This window comes from Streptomyces sp. NPDC049887 (assembly GCF_040656535.1).
Lineage (GTDB): Bacteria > Actinomycetota > Actinomycetes > Streptomycetales > Streptomycetaceae > Streptomyces.
Map to the genome: position 1 here is coordinate 1 of NZ_JBFAMM010000008.1, position 20652 is coordinate 20652.

Below are 20652 nucleotides of genomic sequence, written 5' to 3' on the forward strand. Positions count from 1 at the left end.
GGTCGGCGTGCTCTGCCTGGCACCCGAGGAGGGCCTGGGCGTGCGCGACGACGAGATGCGCGCCGAGCACCTCGACGCCATCAACCGCTTCCGGAACATCTGAGTCAGAGGCCCATCAGATGACAGAGCGTCAGAAGGACCGGCCGTGGCTCATGCGCACGTACGCCGGTCACTCCACGGCCGAGGCGTCCAACGAGCTGTACCGGCGCAACCTCGCCAAGGGCCAGACCGGTCTGTCGGTCGCGTTCGACCTGCCGACGCAGACCGGCTACGACCCCGACCATGTCCTCGCCCGCGGCGAGGTCGGCCGGGTCGGGGTGCCGGTCTCGCACCTCGGTGACATGCGGCGGCTGTTCCAGGACATCCCCCTGGAGCAGATGAACACCTCGATGACCATCAACGCCACCGCCATGTGGCTGCTGGCGCTCTACCAGGTCGTCGCGGAGGAGCAGGGCGCCGACGTCACCAGGCTCCAGGGGACGACGCAGAACGACATCGTCAAGGAGTACCTGTCGCGCGGGACGCACGTCTTCCCGCCCGGTCCGTCGCTGCGGCTGACCACCGACATGATCACCTACACGGTGGCGAACATCCCCAAGTGGAACCCGATCAACATCTGCAGCTACCACCTGCAGGAGGCCGGGGCCACACCCGTCCAGGAGATCGCCTACGCGATGTCCACGGCGATAGCCGTCCTGGACGCGGTGCGCGACTCCGGACAGGTGCCGCAGGAGAAGTTCGGCGATGTCGTCGCCCGGATCTCCTTCTTCGTGAACGCGGGCGTCCGCTTCATCGAGGAGATGTGCAAGATGCGCGCCTTCGGCCGTATCTGGGAGAAGATCACGAGCGAGCGCTACGGCATCGAGAACGCCAAGCAGCGGCGCTTCCGCTACGGTGTCCAGGTCAACTCGCTCGGCCTGACCGAGGCCCAGCCGGAGAACAACGTCCAGCGCATCGTCCTCGAAATGCTGGCCGTGACGCTCTCCAAGGACGCCCGCGCCCGCGCGGTCCAGCTCCCGGCCTGGAACGAGGCCCTCGGCCTGCCCCGCCCCTGGGACCAGCAGTGGTCGCTGCGCATCCAGCAGGTCCTCGCCCACGAGAGCGACCTGCTGGAGTACGAGGACATCTTCGCCGGCTCACACGTGATCGAGGCCAAGGTGGACGCCCTCGTGGCGGACTCGCTCGCCGAGATCGAGCGCATCCAGGAGATGGGCGGCGCCATGGCTGCCGTCGAGTCCGGCTACCTGAAGTCGCAGCTGGTCTCCTCGCACGCCGAGCGGCGGGCCAGGATCGAGGCCGGCGACGAGAAGATCGTCGGCGTCAACGTCTTCGAGACGACCGAGCCCAACCCGCTCACCGCGGATCTCGACACCGCGATCATGACGGTCGACCCCGCGAACGAGGCCCGGGTCGTTGCCAAGCTCCACGAGTGGCGCGACAACCGGGACGAGAGCCGCGCCCAGGACGCCCTGGCCGCGCTCAAGGCAGCGGCCGCGGGCGACGCCAACCTGATGGCCGCCACGGTCGAGTGCGCCCGCGCCGGCGTCACCACCGGCGAGTGGGCCTGGGCGCTGCGGGACGTCTTCGGCGAGTTCCGCGCCCCGACCGGGGTGTCGTCGGCCCCGGTGGCCGTCGCCGCCGAGGCGGGTACGCCGCTCGCCCTGGTCCGCGAGAAGGTGTCCCGCACCGCCGACGAGCTCGGCTCCGGCCGGCTGCGGCTGCTGGTCGGCAAGCCGGGCCTGGACGGGCACTCCAACGGCGCGGAACAGATCGCCGTACGCGCGCGCGACGCGGGCTTCGAGGTGGTCTACCAGGGCATCCGGCTCACGCCCGAGCAGATCGTCGGCGCCGCCCTCGCCGAGGACGTGCACTGCGTGGGCCTTTCGATCCTGTCCGGCTCGCACGCCGAGCTCGTGCCGGACGTGCTGGAGCGTCTGCGTGAGGCGGGCGCCGGCGACATCCCGGTGGTCGTCGGCGGCATCATCCCGAACGGCGACGCCGAGGAGCTGAGGCGTGCGGGTGTGGCCGCCGTCTTCACCCCGAAGGACTTCGGCATCACGGAGATCATCGGCCGTATCGTCGACGAGATCCGCCAAGCGAACAAGCTCGACCCCCTGGAGGTCCCCGCATGACAAGCCCCGTCAACCGGCTGCGCCCGCGCCGCTCCTGCCTCGCGGTGCCCGGTTCGAACCCGCGCTTCCTGGAGAAGGCCCAGGGGCTGCCTGCCGACCAGGTCTTCCTGGACCTCGAGGACGCCTGTGCCCCGCTCGCCAAGCCGGAGGCCCGGCACACCATCGTCAAGTTCCTCAACGAGGGCGACTGGACGGGCAAGACCCGCGTCGTGCGGGTGAACGACTGGACGACCCAGTGGACCTACCGGGACGTCGTCACGGTCGTCGAGGGCGCCGGCCAGAACCTCGACTGCATCATGCTGCCGAAGGTCCAGGACGCCCAGCAGGTCGTCGCCCTCGACCTGCTGCTGACGCAGATCGAGAAGACGATGGGCTTCGAGGTCGGCAAGATCGGCATCGAGGCGCAGATCGAGAACGCCCAGGGCCTCAACAACGTCAACGCGATCGCCCAGGCGTCGCCGCGCGTCGAGACCATCATCTTCGGACCGGCCGACTTCATGGCCTCCATCAACATGAAGTCCCTGGTCGTCGGCGAGCAGCCGCCCGGCTACCCGGCGGACGCCTACCACTACATCCTGATGAAGATCCTCATGGCCGCCCGGGCCAACAACCTGCAGGCGATCGACGGCCCCTACCTGCAGATCCGCAACATCGACGGATACCGCGAGGTCGCGCAGCGCGCCGCCGCTCTGGGCTTCGACGGCAAATGGGTGCTGCACCCGGGCCAGGTGGAGGCGTCCAACGAGATCTTCTCCCCCTCCCAGGAGGACTACGACCACGCCGAGCTGATCCTGGACGCGTACGAGTACTACACCTCCGAGGCCGGCGGGAAGAAGGGCTCGGCGATGCTCGGCGACGAGATGATCGACGAGGCGAGCCGCAAGATGGCCCTGGTCATCTCCGGCAAGGGCCGTGCCGCCGGCATGACCCGTACCTCGAAGTTCGAAGCCCCGGAGGCGTGAGCACCATGCAGTTCGGACGCACGTACGAGGAGTTCGAGGTCGGGGCGGTCTACAAGCACTGGCCCGGGAAGACGGTCACGGAGTACGACGACCACCTCTTCTGCCTCCTGACGATGAACCACCACCCCCTCCACATGGACACGAACTATGCGGAGAAGACGACGGACTTCGGGAAGAACGTCGTCGTGGGCAACTACATCTACTCGCTGCTGCTCGGCATGTCCGTGCCGGACGTGTCGGGCAAGGCCATCGCCAACCTGGAGATCGAGTCGCTGCGGCACGTGGCGCCGACCTTCCACGGCGACACGATCTACGGCGAGACGACCGTCCTCGACAAGACCCCGTCCAGGTCGAAGAACGACCGCGGGATCGTCCACGTCGAGACCAAGGGCTACAAGCAGGACGGCACGCTCGTGTGCGTGTTCCGCCGCAAGGTGATGGTCCCCACCGAGACGTACATCAAGGAGCGCGGCGGCGAGCAGCCCGGCCGCCCGGAGCTGATCGAGCCCTCGAAGAAGGCGGAGAAGTAGAAATGGCCCGACTCGCCCAGACCGCCGGTCTGACCGACGTCCAGCAGGAGATCCTCTCGACGGTCCGCGACTTCGTCGACAAGGAGATCATCCCGGTCGCGACGGAGCTGGAGCACCGCGACGAGTACCCGCAGCAGATCGTCGACGGGCTCAAGGAGCTGGGGCTCTTCGGCCTGATGATCCCCGAGGAGTACGGGGGCCTGGGCGAGTCCCTCCTCACATACGCGTTGTGCGTGGAGGAGATCGCCCGCGGCTGGATGTCCGTCTCGGGCATCATCAACACGCACTTCATCGTGGCGTACATGCTCAAGCAGCACGGCACCCAGGAGCAGAAGGACCACTTCCTGCCCCGGATGGCGGCCGGCGAGGTGCGCGGCGCGTTCTCCATGTCCGAGCCGGGACTCGGCTCGGACGTGTCGGCCATCACGTCGAAGGCGGTGAAGGACGGCGACGAGTACGTCCTGAACGGCCAGAAGATGTGGCTGACGAACGGCGGCACGTCGACGCTCGTGGCCGTTCTGGTCCGGAGTGACGAAGGACACCCGGAGGGCACGGCCCCGCACAGGTCGATGACGACCTTCCTCGTCGAGAAGGAGCCCGGCTTCGGGGAGGTGCGCCCCGGCCTCACCATCCCCGGGAAGATCGACAAGATGGGCTACAAGGGCGTCGACACGACCGAGCTCATCATGGACGGACTGCGCATTCCGGCCAATCGCGTCCTCGGCGGCACCACCGGCCGGGGGTTTTACCAAATGATGGACGGAGTCGAGGTCGGCCGCGTCAATGTGGCGGCACGTGGCTGCGGCGTCGCTCAGCGTGCCTTCGAGCTGGGTGTCGGGTACGCCCAGCAACGTCACACCTTCGGCAAGCCGATCGCCCAGCACCAGGCCATCCAGTTCAAGCTCGCGGAGATGGCTACCAAGGTCGAGGCCGCCCATGCGATGATGGTCAACGCGGCCCGCAAAAAGGACTCCGGGGAGCGAAACGACCTGGAGGCCGGGATGGCGAAGTACCTCGCCTCCGAGTACTGCAAGGAAGTCGTCGAGGACGCCTTCCGGATCCACGGCGGCTACGGCTTCTCCAAGGAGTACGAGATCGAGCGCCTCTACCGGGAGGCCCCGATGCTGCTGATCGGCGAGGGTACCGCCGAGATCCAGAAGATGATCATCGGGCGCCGACTGCTCGAGGAATACCGGCTCCAGGGCTGAAATGGGGCTTTTGAGTCGGTTCGGCCGCGAAGAAGATCACATTCCGGCAGCCTTTGCCGAAGGCTTCCGGCCGACCGACTCGGCTTCTGGCTTTCCCAGTTGCGGCCAGTAACCGATAACATCGCCAGAAAGCCGCCGTCCCCCTTGTTCCCAGCGCGGCATCATCCGCTACGAAGGTCATCCATGCCCCACAGCCAAACCTCTGCACCTCGCGGCCGCGTCCGCCTCGCGCGCGGAGCATCGCCGTGGCTCCTCCCGACCGTCGCGACCGCGGCGCTCAGCCTGGCGCGTGCGCGCCGGTCGAGGCGTGCCGCGGCCATCGCCGTGCCCACCACCGCGCTCGCGGCGGGCATGCTGTGGTTCTTCCGCGACCCCGAGCGCGAGATCGCCCAGGGACGGGTCATCTCCCCGGCCGACGGCGTGGTGCAGAGCATCATGCCGTGGAAGGACGGGCGCACCCGTGTCGCCATCTTCATGAGCCCGCTGAACGTCCACGTCAACCGTGCCCCGCTCGCCGGCACGGTCACCTCCGTCGAGCACGTGCCCGGCGGTTTCGTTCCGGCGTTCAACAAGGAGAGCGAGAACAACGAGCGCGTCGTCTGGCACTTCGACACCGAACTCGGTGACATCGAGATGATCCAGATCGCCGGCGCCGTGGCGCGCCGCATCGTTCCGTACGTCCCGCAGGGCACCAAGGTCGAGCAGGGCGAGCGCATCGGCCTCATCCGCTTCGGCTCGCGCGTCGACATCTACCTCCCGGAGGGTGTCGAGGCCGGGGTCGAAGTCGGCCAGGTCACGACCGCGGGGGTGACTCGCATTGACCGTGATTGATCCCGACACACAGGCCGGCTGGGCCGACGCCGACGGGACCGAGCCCGGCTCGGGGACGGCGGACGACGCGGAGGAGATGCCCCTCTCGCTGCGGCTGTCGATAGCGGACACCCTCACTCTCGGTAACGCCACGTGCGGTTTCATGGCGGTGTACTTCACCACCACCGGAATCCTGATCCCGCACCTCGTCGGCAGCGGTGAGAGCGGCATGGCGCGGCACTCCGCCGCGACCGCGGTGATCCTCATGCTGTGCGCAGCAGTCTTCGACCTGTTCGACGGTCTCGTGGCGCGCAAGCTGCGCAGCAGCCCCATGGGGGCGGAGCTGGACAACCTCTCGGACCTGATCAGCTTCGGGCTGGCCCCGGCGTACTTCGTCCTGGTCTACGGGATGGTCGCCGACGACGCCCACCAGAAGGTCTCGGCGGTGGCCGCGATCGTGGTGCTGCTGGCGGTCGTGCTGCGTCTGGCCAGATTCTCGTGCGTGACGATGAAGGACGGCATGTTCCAGGGCATGCCGAGCCCCTTCGGAGCGCTGACGGTCGTGTCGATCGTGCTGCTCGAGCTGCCGTTCATCCCCACGCTGCTCGCGATCATCGGCGCGGCCTGGCTGATGGTGAGCCGGGTCGAGTACCCGAAGCCGCGGGGCAAGCTGGCGGTCGCGATGCTCAGCTGGATCGTGGGAGCGATGGGCCTGCTCGCGGCGTGGGCGTTCGACGCGCCGGGCGGCCAGCTGCTGCTGCAGACCGGCTGTGCGCTGCAGATCGTGCTGGCGGCGACGATCCCGCTGTTCGCGACGGCGCGGCGGGTGAACACCTTCCGGGACAACCGGCGTGAGGCGCGGGCCTCGGCACAGCTTCCGTAGCGGTTCCTCCAAGGGCGTGGCACAGGGCCCGGGGCGCATGCGCCCCGGGCCCTGTGCTGTGTGCTGTGTGCTGTGTGGTGGGCGGTGCGCGGAGACCCGGAGAGACGGGACGACGACGGGCAGTCCGGGGCGCCCCGGACCCGGCGCGGGCGCAAGGGAGGACGCCCGGCACCGACTCGCCACGCGCCCGGAGAGCGAGGTCGGGGAGGGCGAAGGGGCAGGGACGGTGGGCGCGCGGGACGCCGGAGCGGGCGAAGACGCGGGGACGGAGGGCGCGGGACGCCGGGAACGCGCGGTACGACGGCACCTCTCGGCTCCCGTCGAGCCGGGGTCGTCGCGCGGCGCGGGCCCGGGAGCAGTCGGGATCAGCCCCCGCCGGGCAGGGCCAGGCTCGCCCACACCGTCTTGCCCCTGGGTTCGGTGAGTGACCAGGACCAGCTCTCACTCAGCGCACCGATGAGTTCGAGACCGCGGCCGTCGACGTCCGCGGTGTCGGCGTCGCGCTGCCTGGGGGGGTCCGAGCTGGGGTCCGCGAGGGAGCAGACGACGTGTCCCGGATGACGGACGAGCCCCAGCCACAGCGGGTACTCCGGCGGTGTCCCCTGCGGTTCGGCGACGAGCGCGTGCCGGACGGCGTTGGTCACCAGTTCGCTGACGACCAGCGACATGTCCTCCACGAGGGCGGGCAGTTCCCAGCAGTGCAGGGTGTGGGCGACGAACCGCCGGGCCTGGCACGGATTCCGCGGGCCGCCGTCCAGCCCGCAGGCGGCGAACCCACCGAGTGGCGGGAGCCCCTCCAGGACGGCGTCCCGGGGTGTGGCACGAGGGTTCTCGGGCAGCGGTTTCGGGCCGAACTGCTCTGTTGCGCGCCGATCACCGTGCCCGGCCGTCGTGGTGGAGATGGTTGACACGTGAATCGTCACTGGTCATGTCCCCCTGCAGGCCTGGGTGTTCGACGCTGCGGCAGCCGGTGTTGACCGAGTATTGTCGAGCCGGCCCCGGAAATGCAATTGCATCTGGGATTGCACTGACCAGATACGGGGCGAACGAACGTGCGAACAAAGAGGGGTTGTTGGGCATGGAGTTCATGAATGGCATGCCGGCGGGGGAGCTGAGGTCGGTGAGGTGGATCAAGAGCAGCCACAGCAATGCCACCGGCAACTGCGTGGAGCTGGCAGCACTCCCCGACGGACAGGTCGCCGTGCGCAACTCCCGGGATCCGCAGGGGCCGGCCCTCGTCTACACGCGGGACGAGGTGGAGGCCTTCGTCGCAGGGGCGCGCGGCGGTGAATTCGATGACGTGATTGGCTGAAATGAAGCACCTCACCGTCCAGTTCGCCGTGGCTCACACACGGATGTACGGGATAGTGTCGACGTCTTCTCAATAGTCCGCAGGAGCGCACGATGGCTGCAGCAGAACCGAGCCCGTCGTTGTTCGCCGGGCCACTGGGAGCGGTCGAGAGCAACCCGACCGCCCTGAAGGTGATCCTGGGTGGCAAGCTGCGCGAACTGCGCACGGCCGCCGGGCTCGACCCCTCCGCCGTCGACGTCCGCCTCGGCTTCTCCCGTTCCAAGACCAGCCGCATCGAGCTGGGCCGGCACGGCTGCAAGCCGGCCGACGCCGTCGCCCTGCTGGAGCTCTACGGGGTGAGCGGGGAGGAGAGCGTCGCCGAGTTCCTGCGGCTCGTGGAGCAGTCACGGCGCAGCGACTGGTGGCGCAGCTACAGCGACGTGCTGTCGGACTTCTTCGCCCCGCTGGTCGCCCTGGAGGGCGCTGCGGCCACCATCCGCACGTACGAACCCTTCTACGTGCCCGGTTTGTTGCAGACCTCCGCCTACGCCCGCGCGGTCGTCGAGTCCGGGCCCGCGCGGCTCTACGCCCACGACGTGCACCGCCGGGTCGAGCTGCGGCAGGAACGGCAGCGCCAGCTCGACCAGCCGGACGCGCCCCGGCTGTGGGCGGTGATCGACGAGTCCGTGCTGATGCGCACGGTCGGCGGGCCGAAGGTGATGCGCGCGCAGCTCGAGCACCTGATCGCGATGATGCGGGAGCCCAGGATCACCCTGCAGATCGCCCCGCTGGACGTGACGGCCTCGGTCGGGGTCGGCACGGGAGTGACCTATCTGCGCTTCGCGCTCAGCGACCTGAAGGACGCCGTCTACATCGAGCACCTGACCGACAGCACGTTCAGCCAGAAGCCCCAGGTCGTGGAGCAGTACCGGGACATGCTGGACCGGCTCGGCGCCTGCGCGCTCACCCCGAGGAACTCGCTGGCCCTCATCGAGGAGAGGCTGTCCCGGCTGTAGTGCCCGGCACCGGGTTCTCTCCGTCTTCGGCCGGGGGACGGGGACGGGGACACCCCGGTGCCGGGTCCGGCGACCCGGCGAGTCCACGCCCGTGCGTGGCGGGCGGGCCGTCGGATCCGCCCTCCGGCCCGGGGCCGCCCGCGGTGTCCGAGGGGCGTCAGACCAACCGGCCGACGCCGCCCCACTCGATCCATTCGTCGGTCTGCTGCACCCGCGCGAGTTCGGTGTCCGGCCGCCAGGTCGAGACCTCGACCAGACCCGGCTCCAGGATCTGGAGCCCGCTGAAGTACTCCGTCACCTCGTGCTCCTCGCGGACGCGGCCCCAGTGCCCGCCGGTTGCCTCGGCCATGAAGTCCGTGACGAACCTCCGGATCTCCGGACGGTCGCTGACGAGCTGACAGACCACCAGGAAGCTCCCGGGCACGAGACGTTCGGCGACCCGGCGGACGAGACCCGCCGGATCGTCCTCGTCCGGTATGCAGTGCATCACCGACACGAACAGGGCGGCGACCGGCTTGCCGAAGTCGATCAGCCGGGTGGTCTCCGCGTGCCCGAGGATACCGTCGGTGTCCCTCATGTCGGCCTGGATGACCGCGGTGCGGTCGTTCTCCTCCAGCAGGGCCCGGCCATGGGCCAGCACGATCGGGTCGTTGTCGACGTACACCACCCTCGACTCCGGGTCGACGGCCTGGGCCACCTGGTGGACGTTGTTCTGGGTCGGCAGACCGGAGCCGTGGTCGACGAACTGCCGTATGCCGTAGTCCTCGGCGAGGGTACGGACGACGCGCTGCAGGAAGCGGCGGTTGTTGACGGCGAGCACCTTGGTGCTGGGCACCTGCTTCAGCAACTGCTCGCAGGCGTCGCGGTCGGACTGGTAGTTGTCGTCGCCCCCAAGGAAGAAGTCGTACATGCGCGCCACACTGGGCACCTTGGTGTCGATGGCGTCAGGGCTCCACGACTCGTTCTGCATCCAGTCCTCATTCGCGTCCATGGGAAATCGGGTCGGGTAGGACGCACATGCTAGGGAGCGGTGGGGAGTGGGTACAGGTCGGGCGAACAGCCCGGCGCCCCAAGGGCCGTCTTTCGGCCATTCGTCGCGCGCTCCCCGGCATCCGCAGGGCCTTCCCCCCAACCCTCCCTCGCGACCCGCGACCCGCGACGCCGCCGGAACGCCTGCCGAACCCGGAACCCCCGCTCCCGCCCCAGGACCGCCCGGCGATCCCCCGCGCGGTTCCGTAGGCCCGCGAGACCTCCTGTCCGCGCCGCTGGGGAGCCCCCCGGGGGACGTCCGGGGGGGCTCAGGCCCGGGAGCGCGGACCCGCCGTCAGGAGGCGGTCAGGAGAGGAAGTCCCTCGCGACCGACTCCGCGACCCGCTCCAGCAGCGGACCGGCCTGGGCCATGCAGGCCGCAGGATCGGGCTCCAGCTCCAGGAGTGCGTAGGCACGTCGGATGCCCGCGCCGGCGAGCGCGTCCCGTTCGAGGGCGAGCCGGCCGCAGACCGCGACGACGTCGATGCCCTTCGCGCGGGCTGCCGCGGCGACACCGGCCGGGGCCTTGCCGTGCAGGGTCTGCTCGTCGAGGGAGCCCTCGCCGGTGACGACCAGGGTCGCCCGGGACAGCGCGTCGGCGAATCCGAGGATGTCGAGCATCACCTCGATACCCGGCCGGAAGCCCGCCCCCAGGGCGACCAGCGCGCCGTACCCGATGCCGCCGGCCGCGCCGGCGCCGGGCCGTTCGGCCTGCCCGGGACCCAGGAGCGACGCGTAGTGGGCGAGCGCCGCGTCCAGGACGGCGACGTCCTCCGGCGACGCGCCCTTCTGCGGGCCGAAGACGGCGGGCGCCCCCTTGGGCCCGGTCAGCGGGTTGTCGACATCGCTGGCGAGCACCAGTTCCACGTCCTCGAAGCGGGCGTCCAGCCCGGACAGATCCGCGGTCGCCACGTCGATCAGCGCACCCCCGCCGGGGCCGACGGGCTCGCCGTCCGCGTCCAGGAAGCGCGCACCGAGCGCGGCCAGCATCCCCGCACCGCCGTCGGTGGTGGCGCTGCCACCGACGCCGAAGACGATCGTCCGCGCACCCGCGTCGAGGGCGGCGCGCAGCAGCTCGCCGGAGCCGTACGTGGTCGCCGTGAGCGGCGCGAAGACACCGTCGGGGAGGTGCTGGAGTCCGGACGCCTCGGCCATCTCCACCACAGCGGTGGTGCCGCGCAGGGCGTACGCCGCCGTCACGGGCCGGCCGAGCGGGCCGGTCACCTCGACCTGGCGGCGTTCGAACCCGGCCGCCACGGCCGCGGCCACCGTGCCGTCGCCGCCGTCGGCGACCGGCAGGGTCTCCACCGCGAGGTCCGGGACGACGCGCCGGAGTCCGGCGGTCACCCGCTCCGCGACCTGCACGGCCGTGAGCGAGCCCTTGAACTTGTCCGCCGCCACGAGCACCCGCGCGGCAGTAACTGCTCCGTCCGCCACCATCAATCCCTTGCTTTCGAACAGGCAGTCGCGCCGACCCGACCCTATCCGCAGCCGCCCCTTTTTGAAAGCGGACCGAATCCGGCCCATATGGCCCCCGGCCTGCGACGCAGCGGGAGCAGGGTGATGCCTGGAGCTCCCGGGAACCCCTGGAACCCCCCTGAGCCCCGGGAGCACCGGGCGTCGGCGATGAGGGCAGGACCTGCCTCGGGGAGCCGCCGCAGCCGGCCTCGGCGCGGCCGAGCAGCGGTGCACCGGGCCGGGAGGAGCCCCCGTGCTCGTGCGGCCGGCTGCGGCCACTTCGTCGAAGGGTGCCGGGCCGGTTCGCCCCCTGCGCCCTTCGGGACCGGTGCCGCCCGACGCCCTCCGGACGGGCCTCCCCGGTTGCCGGGCCGCGACGCGGTACACCCGAGTCATGACGCATCCAGCCACGCCCCAGTGCCCGACGACCGCCGACCGGATCCTCGGGGGCTGGCTGGGCCGCATCGCGGGGAACATGCTCGGCAAGCCCGTCGAGCGCGGCGACTACTGGACGCGTGACCGGATCGACCGCTATCTGCGGGCCACCGGCGCGCTGCCGCTCACGGACTACCTCCCCGAACCGCCTCCCGGCACGGCCGCCGACTTCGAGCTGCGCCCCGAGTGGCCCGCGTGCGTCCGCGGCCGGATCCACGGCAGCTGCCGGGACGACGACGTGGACTACGCGATCCTCGGCCTGCATCTGCTGGAGACCCACGGTTTCTCGTTCACGACCGAGCAGGTCGGCGAACTGTGGCTGCTGCGCCTGCCGTTCCTGCAGACCTTCACGGCCGAGCGGGCCGCGTACCGCAATCTCACCGCCGGGCTGAAGCCGCCGCTGACGGCCACGTACGACAACCCGTACCAGGAGTGGATCGGCGCGCTGATCCGCGCCGACGTCTTCGGCTGGACGAGCCCCGGCGACCCGGTGCGGGCCGCGTCGCTCGCCCGCCGGGACGCGGTGCTGTCCCACACGGGCAACGGGGTGTACGGGGCGATGTGGGCGGCCGCGCTGATCGCCGCGGCGTTCACGGCCGCCGATGCCCGGGAGGCGATCGAGTCGGCCCTCACCAGGATCCCGGCGAGCAGCAGGTTCGCCCGTGCCGTCCGCCGTACGACGGCACTGTACGACGCCGGCGTGCCCTGGTCGGCGGCGCTCGACGAACTCGGCAGGGAGACCGGCCGCCTCGGCTGGATCCACGCCGTCCCGAACGCCGGTGTCATCACGGCCGGACTGCTGTACGGCGAGGGGGACTTCACCTCCACCGTCGCACTGACCGTGCGCGGCGGGCTGGACACCGACTCCAACGGGGCGACGGCGGGATCGGTGGCCGGGGTGCTGTGCGGCGCCGCCGGCATTCCGCCGCAGTGGACCCGGCCGCTCGAGGACCGCGTGCGCAGCGCCGTGTTCGGCTTCGACGGCACACGAATCGGTGAACTGGCGGACCGAACCGCTCGTTTGGCCGCAGCCTGACCGGAAAATACCTCCCCGCGTCCGCGCCGACCGGGAGAATGGCCGCGTGCCCGAGTACATGGATGTTGCACTGACTGATGGTTCGCAGGTGCGGATGGAGCTGTCCGGGGCCGGTGAGGCACTGGCCGTGCCCCCGGGGCCCGCCGGATCCGGTGATCTCCCGGAGGGTTTCGGCACCGTGGTTCCCGTGGCCCGCGGCGGCGGGGAGGGACGGGCGGCGGCCCGTGCGGCCGAGGCGCTGCGGACGGCGCTGCGCCCCATGGGCCCGCTGCTGGACGAGATCCACTCCGCGGTGGCGGGGGCCGGCAACCCACCGTCCGAGATCACGGTCGCGTTCGGGGTGGAAATCGGCCAGGACCTCAAGCTGGGCATCGTCGGGGCGAACGGCAAGGCCACCATGACCGTGTCGGCCACCTGGCAGCCCGGGGAGCGGCAGAACTGATCCATGGGCTGGTTCACACGGCCGACCGCCCCGGCCACCCGCCTCTCGGTGCTGTACGCCGACGGGCGCACGGCTGCGGGCGGAGCCGCACTGCTGTCCCCGCACCGGGTGCTGACCTGCGCGCATGTGGTGAACGACGCGCTCGGGCGGGACCCCTATGAGAGCGGGCCGCCCGAGGCGGCCGAACTGACCGTCGCCCTGCACGGCCCGGGGGACCGCGGCCCCCAGCACCGGGCGGCCAGGGTCTCGGTGTGGGTGCCGCCGCGGCCGGCCGCGTCCACGACGGTGTGGCGGGGAGACCTGGCGGTCCTCGAACTGGCCGAGCCCGCCCCGCCCGGGCCGCGTCCGGTGGTCTGGCGCGACATGGCCGAGGGCCAGGAGCTGCGGGCCTGGCACGGCGGCGGGGCCGCCATCACCTTCGCGGACACCCGGGTCAAGCTGCAGGAGGACGCCGTCGGCTATCTCGACGGCGAATTGTCCGGCGGGGCCATCGGCCCCGGGTTCAGCGGCGGTCCGCTGTGGTCGTTGTCCGACGAGACCGTGGTCGGACTGGTCGTGGCGCACGTACTGCCGGAGCGCGGGCGTCCGCTGGGCGCCCAGGACACGGTGCGCCGCAGCTGGGCGGTGCCGTGGCGGACGGTGCGGGAGGAGTTGCGACGGGCGGGCGCGGCGGAGGTGCTGGAGGACTGCGCGGTGCACCGCCGGACGGGTCGTGACGACCCCGCGCCGGGCGCGCTGGCCGCCGAACTGTGGCGGCTCCTGGGCGATCCGGCACGCCGGGCCCAGCATGCGCGGGCGCTCGCGGCGGAACTGGGGTACGAGCCCCCGGCCGGGGACTCCGCCCCGTCCGTGGAGGAGCTGGCGGCAGTACTGGCGACCGAGGAGCGGGCGCTGGCGACACTCAGCGAGTCGCTCGCTGCGGCGGCCTCGCCGGGGACGGGCCGCGACAGCCTGGACCGGCTGCTGATCGCCGGCCAGCTGGCCGGGGCACGGCTGCTGTCGGTGGACGAACACCGTCTCCTCGTGGCCGAGTTGACGGAACTGGTGGCCGCCGACGCGACGCTGCTGCCGCGCGCCGCACGGGAGGCCCTGCGCTACACACCGCTGCCCGCGCCGCTTGCCGCGCCGCGGCTGTCCGCGGACGGCATCGACCCGGTCGTGGCCGAACTCGAGGCCTACCGCGACGGGGGCACCCTCCCGGACGGCACCACGCCGGTCCCCGCCCTGCTGAAGCTGGTCGAGTACGCGGCGGCCGGTGCGTCCCCCAGGTCCTCCCGGGCGCTGACCGCGTGGTCCGACCGGGTCGCCGGGCGACTCGGCGTGCACCGGGCCGCGCTGTCGCAGCGCCGGGGCGACGCCGCAGCCTGGGCCGCGCACCGCCCCTCCCCCGTCGTACGTCTCGTCGCGGAACTCAGCGGTGCGCCGGCCGACGACGAGGGACGGTTCCGGTGCGACGTGTGGGAGGTGCGCGGCGACGGCACGGCCGCCCGGCTCGTCGCGGCGGACCGGCCCCGGAGCCCCGCGGAGATCGGCCGGCTGATCCGCGAGTCCGCGGAACGCGCGGCGGACGGCGGCCCTCCCGTGGAGCAGATCGACGTCGTCGTCGGCCGGGACGGCCTCGAACTCGACGTGGACGAGTGGGACGCGGGCAGCCCGTTCGACTTCCTGCGAGGGGTGCCGCTGGGAGTGACCTACCGGGTCGCCATGCGGTGCCCCGAGGTGAGCGCCCGCGCCCCGCGGCGCGAGGCCGAACTGCGGCGGCGCTGGGAGAGCGGGTGTGCCGGTCCGCTGGTAGTGGACGAGCGGACCTCCTCTCCCGAACGGGTGTACGCGCTGCTCGCCAGCACCCACCGGGACACCGCCCAGGTCGTGGTGCACGGCCCGCCCGGGGACCGCGAGCGACTGGTCCAGCTGTGCCTGGCCGTTGGCGTGCCCGTGGTGCTGTGGGACCGGCAGGCGGAGGGGCACGAGCACGCCCACCGCCTCGACGCGGTCACGCCCGCCGGCCCGCTGCACCAGCTCCCCGAACGCGTACGGCACTTCCGGGCGGAGCGTTACGGCGCCCCGTCCCCCGGCGGCGCACGTCCTTCGCTGGTGTGGGAGGACACCGAACTCCCGCTGCCCGGCGGGCTCGAACTGCTGGACCCCGCGGAAGGAGCGGACATCCGATGACAGGGCGTCACGGTGAGGTGGGGGACGGCTGGCGGCTGTTCCGGGGCGACGGCCGGGACCGGGAGGTGGCGTTCCCCGAGCCTCCGCCGTGGCGGCGCTTCGACGGCGCGGCCGGGGACCCGCGGGACACCGGCGCGCCGCGCCCGCTGCCGTACCTGATCGGCGACGCCGAGGCCGACGTCGTCAACGCCGCGCTGCATCTGCGCCGGCCGCTGCTGGTGACGGGCCGCCCCGGAACCGGCAAGTCGTCACTCGCGTACGCCGTCGCCCACGAGCTGAGGCTCGGCCGGGTGCTGAGCTGGCACGTCAACAGCCGGGCCACGCTCCAGGACGCCCTCTACCGCTACGACGCGATCGGCCGGCTGCGCGAGACCAGTCTGCGCCGCGACCGCGGTGAGGGCGCCGGTGAGCCGGACATCGGCTCCTACGTGCGCCTCGGGCCGCTGGGCACGGCGCTCGTTCCCGGCCCCCGGCCCCGGGTGCTGCTCGTCGACGAGCTCGACAAGGGCGACGTGGATCTGCCGAACGATCTGCTCGGCGTCTTCGAGGAGGGAGAGTTCGAGATTCCGGAACTCGCGCGGCTGCCCGAGGAGCAGGCCGCCGTCGAGGTGCTGACCGCCGATCCCCGGACACGGACCGAGGTGGTGCGTGGCCGGGTGCGCTGCTCCGAGTTCCCCGTCGTCGTCATCACCAGCAACGGCGAGCGGGACTTCCCGCCCGCGTTCCTGCGCCGCTGCGTCCGGCTGGACCTGCCCGAACCGGACGAGGAGCGGCTGGTGGAGATCGTCCGCGCCCATCTGGGCGACGCGGCCGCGCCGGACGGCGCGGACGAGCTGCTGCACGCGTTCCTGGCGCGGCGGGGGCGCGGAGAGCTGGCAACCGACCAGCTGCTGAACGCGGTGTTCCTGCGCAGGGGCGGGGTCGACCTGGATGCCGACGGGCTGCTGGACGCCGTACTGCACCGGCTCGGCGGGACGGTGTAGCCGGGTGTGGCGGGAGCTGCGGCGGGTCTTCGGGGACGGCGGGATCGAGCTGGCCCACGAGGAGCTGCTGGACGCGTTGTGGCTGGCGAAGCGGCTGCCTCCCGGCGCGTCGTCGACGCTCGGCGCCGCCGCGGCCTGCTCCGCGCCGCAGCCGCCGGTGACTCCCCCCGACGACAGCGGGAACGGGGTGCCCGGCGGGGCCGCGCACTCCCGCGGGACGTCGCCCGCCGGACCGCCGGAGGCCGGGCCGGCCGTCTCCCCCGGCGCGGGAGGCGGCCCCCGTCCCGGCCGCCCGGCGGGCCCGCCCCCGGGCACCGGCCTGCACGGGGCGCCGGACGCCCGGAACACCCGCCCGGGCGGCCCGGCCCCCTCCACACCGGTGGCACCGCGTCCCGCCGTGCCGGTGCGTGCCCCGGAGGCCCGGGCGCTGGCCTCCGCGGAGCTGCGTCTGGGCCGGGCGCTCCGGCCCCTGAAGCAGCTGCGCCCGGACGGACGGGCCCATGAGCTGGACGAGCCGGCCACGGTGGCCGCAATGGCCGAGACCGGGCTGCCGGACGTGGTGCTGCGTCCCGCCCGGACCCGCTGGCTCGACCTGGCCCTGGTCGTCGACGACGGGGTGTCGATGCTGCTGTGGCAGCGTCTCGCGGCCGAGACCCGGCGGCTGCTTGAGCGGAGCGGCGCGTTCCGCGACGTCCGGGTGTACTCGCTCGACAGCAGGAGCCCCGGCGCCCCGGCGCTGGGCCACCGTCCCTTCGCCGAGGACCCCGCGCCGTTCCCGCTCACCGCGGTCGCGGACCCCTGCGGGCACACCCTGCTCCTCGTCGTCAGCGACGGTGTGGGGCCGGCCTGGCGGGACGGCCGGATGCACCGCGCGCTGGAACGGGCGGCCGCGCTCGGCCCGACGGCCGTACTCCACGCCCTGCCGCATCGGCTCTGGGACGGCTCGGGAATCCGCGCCGAACCATGGCGGGTGACCACCCTGCGGCGCGGCGCGGCGAACCGCACATGGAGGGTCACCGACCCGGTGCTGCCGCCCGAACTCGCCCCGTACACCGGGGTTCCCGTGCCGGTGCTGGCTCCGGATCCCGATTCGGTGGGGGCCTGGGCGCGGCTCGTCGGCTCTTCCGGGACCTCGGTGGTGCTTCCGCTGCTGGCACCGCGCGCCCCGGCTCGTGCCTACGCCGCGACGCGCACGGGCGGCGGCGACGGTTTGCTGAGGTTCCGGAACGCATCGTCCCCCCAGGCGTACCGGCTGGCGGCGCATCTTGCGGCGGTGGCACCGGTGTCGGTTCCGGTGATGCGGCTGGTCCAGGACGCGCTGGGGCCCGACGTCGACACGGGCCATCTGGCGGAGGTCTTCCTCGGCGGGCTGATGCGCGGGGCCGACGGGCCGGAGCGGGATCTGCTGCCGCAGCACCGCGGGTTCGACTTCGCCGAGGACACCCGGCGCATCCTGCTGGACACGGTCCCGCCCTCGGAACTGGTGCGCACCACCCACGCCGTCACCCTGCGCATGGCCGAACTCGTCGACGGGACCGCCGGATTCCCGGCATGGCTGCCGCATCCCTCGGGCCGGGACACGGTGGCCGGGAGCGCGCTGCCGTTCGGCTGGGTGGACGCGAGACTGCTGCGACGGCTGGGCATGCCGGCGCCGTCCGGCACGGTGTCGGCCGACACGGAGCCCGCCGGCACGGAGCCGGTCCGCGGGGATCCGGCCCGCACGGAGCCCGCCGGCACGGAGCCGGTTCTCGCGGACGCGGTCCGCAGGGATCCCGCCCCTCCCACCGCGGACCCGCCGGAGGCCCGGGAGGCGAACGGTGCAAGCGCCGGGACTCCGGCGCACGGGGGACGGGCTCCACAAGCGGGGCCGGCGGCACGGGCGGAGGCGACGCCCCGGGCGCCGGGAGCGCCGAGTGCCGCGAAGGCGCCGTCCTCCCCCATGCCGCCGTTCGTGGACCGGCCCGGTAGTGCCTGGGTGTCGCGACACCCCGCGGAGGAACCGCGTACCGCCGGCCCGTACCGGCTCGTCGCCCGCAGACTCGGCGGTTGGCCCCGGATCGGCGTCTTCCTCGGCACGGCGGGCAACCACGCCTCGCACGTCCTGCTCCGGGTCCCCGAGTCGCTGGACCGGGACACGGCCGTCGGCCTGCTGACCACCGAGGCCGAGGCGCTGATCCGGCTCGGCGCCGCGCACGCCCCGCGGCTGCTCGGGGTGAGCACCCGCAGCGGGACGGGCTGGTTGGCCGGCGAGTGCCTGACGGACCCGGTGACCGGCGAGCCCGCCGACTCCCTGCGCACCCTCCGCGCCCGTGACGGCGCCCTCTCCCCCGGACGGTTCCTCTCCGTGGGACGGCAGTTCGCCGCGGCCATGGCGAAGGCCCACCGCGAGGACCTGGTGCACGGCACGCTGCTGCCCGGCTCGGTCCTGATCGCGGGCGACGACGTCCGCGTCACGGGCTGGATGACCGCGTCGGTGGACGGCACGCACAGCCCGCACCGGCGGATGTTCGTCCAGCCGGTCGAGTACGAGGCACCCGAGCTCACCGGCTCCCCGGAAGGGCCCACCAGGGCCTCGGACATGTACGCGGTCGGATCGCTCCTCCTCGCGGCCGCGACCGGTCAGTGGGGAACGTCCTTCTCCAGCGCGGCCGTTCCGCCCGTTCCGGGAGTGCCCGCGGAGGTGTCCGCGCTGCTCGCCGACTGCGTCGCCCAGGACCCCTCGGCCCGCCCCTCTGCGGACGAGCTGCTGTGGGCGTTCGCCCCGGAGAGCCGCCCCGAGCTCCCCGCGCTCCCCGCCGTCCCGCTCGGCCGGGACGACGCGGGGCGGCCGGTCCAGCTCGACGTCAACGGTCCGGAGCACGGCGGCCTCGGACCGCACGGCCTGGTGCGGGGCGGGGCGGACGCCGAGCGCCGGGACCTGCTCACCGGCATCGTGCAGGGGCTCGCCGAGTCCTGCGCGCCGGAGACCCTCACAGTCGTCTGCGCGGGCCGCGACGGAGCCCTGCCCGGCTCGCGTCTCGCGGCGCTGCCGCACGTGGTGTGGTGCGACACCGTCGGCGGCCGCCCCGAGCGGCTGCGCGAGCTGACAGGGCTGCTGCTCGAGGAGCGCCGGCGACGAGGGACGGCGTCCAGGTCGGCGGGCCTGCCCCGGCTGCTCGTCGTCCTCGACGACTTCGACCGGATCGCCGGCGCCGAGGAGTCGTTCTTCGCCCTGGCCGACGAGGTCAGGGTCCTCAGCGGCTGCCCGGGCGTCCACGTCCTCGTGGCACAGCACACCGGGCGGAGCCCGCTCGTGGACCTGCTCGCCCCCTCGTACACGGTCGAACTCGCCGCGCCCCGTGCCCGGCTCCACAACGGCGCGGGCCCGCCCGTGCCCTTCACCCCGGTGCGCGCCGGCGGCGGGCCCTCCCGCGAGTGGGACCACGGCGAGCGGCACGACCACGGGGTGGCGCTGCTGCGGGAGGGGCGCGCCGAACTCGCCCTGCGGATGCTCGGTGACGCCCTCAGGGCACGGGAGGGGGCCCTGGGCGCCGGGCACGAGGCCACCCTGGACTCCCGCCACGAGCACGCCTCCGCCCTGCTGGCACTCGGCAGGAACGCGGAGGCCCTCGACGAGTACCGGCACGTCGCCCGCGTCCGGGCCGGCGTGCTCGGCCCCGACCACAGGGGCACGCTGGACGCCCGTCAGCAGGCGGCCGGCGCGCTGGGGCTGCTGGGCCGCCACAGCGAGGCACTGACGCTGTACCTCGAAGTGCTCTCCAGGCGCGAGCGGGTGCAGGGCCCGACACACGAGGACACGATGCGGTGCCGGCACTGCGTCGCCGCCACGCTGGGGTCGCTGGGCCGGCTCACCGAGGCGTACAAGGTGGCGCGCGAGACCCACCGCGCCCTCACCGGGGAACTGGGCGAACTGCACGCCGACACCCTCGTCACCCTGCGCGAACTGGCCCACACGGCCGCCCGGTTGGAGCGGTGGGAGGAGGCCGCGGAGCTGTACGGGACGCTGGCGGCGGGCTGGACCCGCACCTTGGGCGCCGGCCATGCCGACACCGTGGCGGCCGTACGCGACAGCGCGTCGGCGCGGCAGCGGGCGCGTGGTGGGAGGACCCCGCCCGAGCCGCCGGGGAGCCGTTCCTAGGCCGTCCAGGAAACGGGTCACCGGGAGCGTGTCCCGCGTGACCTCCCCCTCCCCGGGCACGTTGCCCGGGGCCGTCCGTGCCCGAGGCCCCGCACGCCGCCCGCTCGTGCACGGACACCGCCGTTCG

16 protein-coding genes are annotated in these 20652 nt (G+C 72.7%); 13 read left to right on the top strand and 3 right to left on the bottom strand.

Going from position 1 to position 20652, the window contains the following annotated elements:
- Positions 1–119: 119 nt before the first annotated feature.
- From AB0J10_RS12170 to pssA, 6 genes are all read left to right on the top strand, one after another.
- Positions 120–2132 (top strand): protein meaA, encoded by a 2013-nt coding sequence (locus AB0J10_RS12170; protein WP_363060542.1) that lies wholly within the window; start codon positions 120–122, stop codon positions 2130–2132.
- Positions 2129–3094 carry a CoA ester lyase gene (locus AB0J10_RS12175; protein ID WP_283295232.1) on the top strand — a complete coding sequence of 322 codons (966 nt, stop codon included), beginning with the start codon at positions 2129–2131 and terminating at the stop codon, positions 3092–3094. The genes AB0J10_RS12170 and AB0J10_RS12175 overlap by 4 nt, the downstream gene beginning before the upstream one ends.
- 5 nt (positions 3095–3099) lie before the next feature.
- Positions 3100–3624 (top strand): MaoC family dehydratase, encoded by a 525-nt coding sequence (locus AB0J10_RS12180; RefSeq protein WP_363060937.1) that lies wholly within the window; start codon positions 3100–3102, stop codon positions 3622–3624.
- Positions 3625–3626: 2 nt separating this feature from the next.
- Positions 3627–4832, top strand: coding sequence for an acyl-CoA dehydrogenase family protein (locus tag AB0J10_RS12185; RefSeq protein WP_363060545.1), 1206 nt, complete (start codon positions 3627–3629; stop codon positions 4830–4832).
- Positions 4833–5015: 183 nt separating this feature from the next.
- Positions 5016–5663: a phosphatidylserine decarboxylase gene (locus tag AB0J10_RS12190; protein WP_269727529.1), complete on the top strand. Its 648-nt coding sequence runs from the start codon at positions 5016–5018 to the stop codon at positions 5661–5663.
- Positions 5650–6525, top strand: a complete 876-nt coding sequence (gene pssA / locus AB0J10_RS12195) for a CDP-diacylglycerol--serine O-phosphatidyltransferase (protein ID WP_363060548.1) — start codon at positions 5650–5652, stop codon at positions 6523–6525. Before AB0J10_RS12190 ends, pssA begins: the two co-directional genes overlap by 14 nt.
- A 365-nt stretch (positions 6526–6890) precedes the next feature.
- Here the strand turns inward: pssA and AB0J10_RS12200 are convergent, their stop codons facing one another.
- Positions 6891–7436: an ATP-binding protein gene (locus AB0J10_RS12200; protein WP_363060550.1), complete on the bottom strand. Its 546-nt coding sequence runs from the start codon at positions 7434–7436 to the stop codon at positions 6891–6893.
- A gap of 167 nt (positions 7437–7603) precedes the next feature.
- Here AB0J10_RS12200 and AB0J10_RS12205 point away from each other — a divergent pair, with 167 nt between their 5' ends.
- Positions 7604–7837, top strand: coding sequence for a DUF397 domain-containing protein (locus AB0J10_RS12205; RefSeq protein WP_363060552.1), 234 nt, complete (start codon positions 7604–7606; stop codon positions 7835–7837).
- Positions 7838–7929: 92 nt separating this feature from the next.
- Positions 7930–8832 carry a helix-turn-helix transcriptional regulator gene (locus tag AB0J10_RS12210; RefSeq protein WP_363060554.1) on the top strand — a complete coding sequence of 301 codons (903 nt, stop codon included), beginning with the start codon at positions 7930–7932 and terminating at the stop codon, positions 8830–8832.
- Positions 8833–8989: 157 nt separating this feature from the next.
- Here the strand turns inward: AB0J10_RS12210 and AB0J10_RS12215 are convergent, their stop codons facing one another.
- Together AB0J10_RS12215 and AB0J10_RS12220 are read right to left on the bottom strand one after the other, a co-directional pair.
- A complete protein-coding gene (locus tag AB0J10_RS12215) occupies positions 8990–9802 on the bottom strand; it encodes an SAM-dependent methyltransferase (RefSeq protein ID WP_363060939.1) in 813 nt (270 codons plus the stop codon).
- Between the two features lie 365 nt (positions 9803–10167).
- Positions 10168–11301 (bottom strand): glycerate kinase, encoded by a 1134-nt coding sequence (locus AB0J10_RS12220; RefSeq protein WP_363060556.1) that lies wholly within the window; start codon positions 11299–11301, stop codon positions 10168–10170.
- Between the two features lie 412 nt (positions 11302–11713).
- On the opposite strand from AB0J10_RS12220, the gene AB0J10_RS12225 reads away from it, so the two are divergent.
- From AB0J10_RS12225 to AB0J10_RS12245, 5 genes are read left to right on the top strand one after another with little or no spacing between them, the layout of a single operon-like run.
- Entirely contained in the window at positions 11714–12790 is a 1077-nt protein-coding gene (locus tag AB0J10_RS12225; RefSeq protein WP_363060558.1) for an ADP-ribosylglycohydrolase family protein, read from the top strand.
- Between the two features lie 46 nt (positions 12791–12836).
- Positions 12837–13232 carry a CU044_2847 family protein gene (locus AB0J10_RS12230; RefSeq protein WP_363060560.1) on the top strand — a complete coding sequence of 132 codons (396 nt, stop codon included), beginning with the start codon at positions 12837–12839 and terminating at the stop codon, positions 13230–13232.
- Positions 13233–13235: 3 nt separating this feature from the next.
- Positions 13236–15404: a trypsin-like peptidase domain-containing protein gene (locus AB0J10_RS12235; RefSeq protein ID WP_363060562.1), complete on the top strand. Its 2169-nt coding sequence runs from the start codon at positions 13236–13238 to the stop codon at positions 15402–15404.
- Positions 15401–16387 carry a MoxR family ATPase gene (locus AB0J10_RS12240; protein ID WP_363060564.1) on the top strand — a complete coding sequence of 329 codons (987 nt, stop codon included), beginning with the start codon at positions 15401–15403 and terminating at the stop codon, positions 16385–16387. Before AB0J10_RS12235 ends, AB0J10_RS12240 begins: the two co-directional genes overlap by 4 nt.
- A gap of 4 nt (positions 16388–16391) precedes the next feature.
- The gene (locus AB0J10_RS12245) at positions 16392–20525 is read left to right on the top strand and encodes an SAV_2336 N-terminal domain-related protein (RefSeq protein ID WP_363060566.1); all 4134 of its coding nucleotides are present in this window, start codon (positions 16392–16394) and stop codon (positions 20523–20525) included.
- Positions 20526–20652 lie beyond the last annotated feature (127 nt).

Excerpts from the sequence above, each read along its gene's own strand:
- AB0J10_RS12170 (WP_363060542.1), top strand. The coding sequence starts at position 120 with ATGACAGAGCGTCAGAAGGACCGGCCGTGGCTCATGCGCACGTACGCC.
- AB0J10_RS12175 (WP_283295232.1), top strand. The coding sequence starts at position 2,129 with ATGACAAGCCCCGTCAACCGGCTGCGCCCGCGCCGCTCCTGCCTCGCG.
- AB0J10_RS12180 (WP_363060937.1), top strand. The coding sequence starts at position 3,100 with ATGCAGTTCGGACGCACGTACGAGGAGTTCGAGGTCGGGGCGGTCTAC.
- AB0J10_RS12185 (WP_363060545.1), top strand. The coding sequence starts at position 3,627 with ATGGCCCGACTCGCCCAGACCGCCGGTCTGACCGACGTCCAGCAGGAG.
- AB0J10_RS12190 (WP_269727529.1), top strand. The coding sequence starts at position 5,016 with ATGCCCCACAGCCAAACCTCTGCACCTCGCGGCCGCGTCCGCCTCGCG.
- AB0J10_RS12205 (WP_363060552.1), top strand. The coding sequence starts at position 7,604 with ATGGAGTTCATGAATGGCATGCCGGCGGGGGAGCTGAGGTCGGTGAGG.
- AB0J10_RS12210 (WP_363060554.1), top strand. The coding sequence starts at position 7,930 with ATGGCTGCAGCAGAACCGAGCCCGTCGTTGTTCGCCGGGCCACTGGGA.
- AB0J10_RS12215 (WP_363060939.1), bottom strand. The coding sequence starts at position 9,802 with ATGCAGAACGAGTCGTGGAGCCCTGACGCCATCGACACCAAGGTGCCC.
- AB0J10_RS12220 (WP_363060556.1), bottom strand. The coding sequence starts at position 11,301 with ATGGTGGCGGACGGAGCAGTTACTGCCGCGCGGGTGCTCGTGGCGGCG.
- AB0J10_RS12225 (WP_363060558.1), top strand. The coding sequence starts at position 11,714 with ATGACGCATCCAGCCACGCCCCAGTGCCCGACGACCGCCGACCGGATC.
- AB0J10_RS12235 (WP_363060562.1), top strand. The coding sequence starts at position 13,236 with ATGGGCTGGTTCACACGGCCGACCGCCCCGGCCACCCGCCTCTCGGTG.
- AB0J10_RS12240 (WP_363060564.1), top strand. The coding sequence starts at position 15,401 with ATGACAGGGCGTCACGGTGAGGTGGGGGACGGCTGGCGGCTGTTCCGG.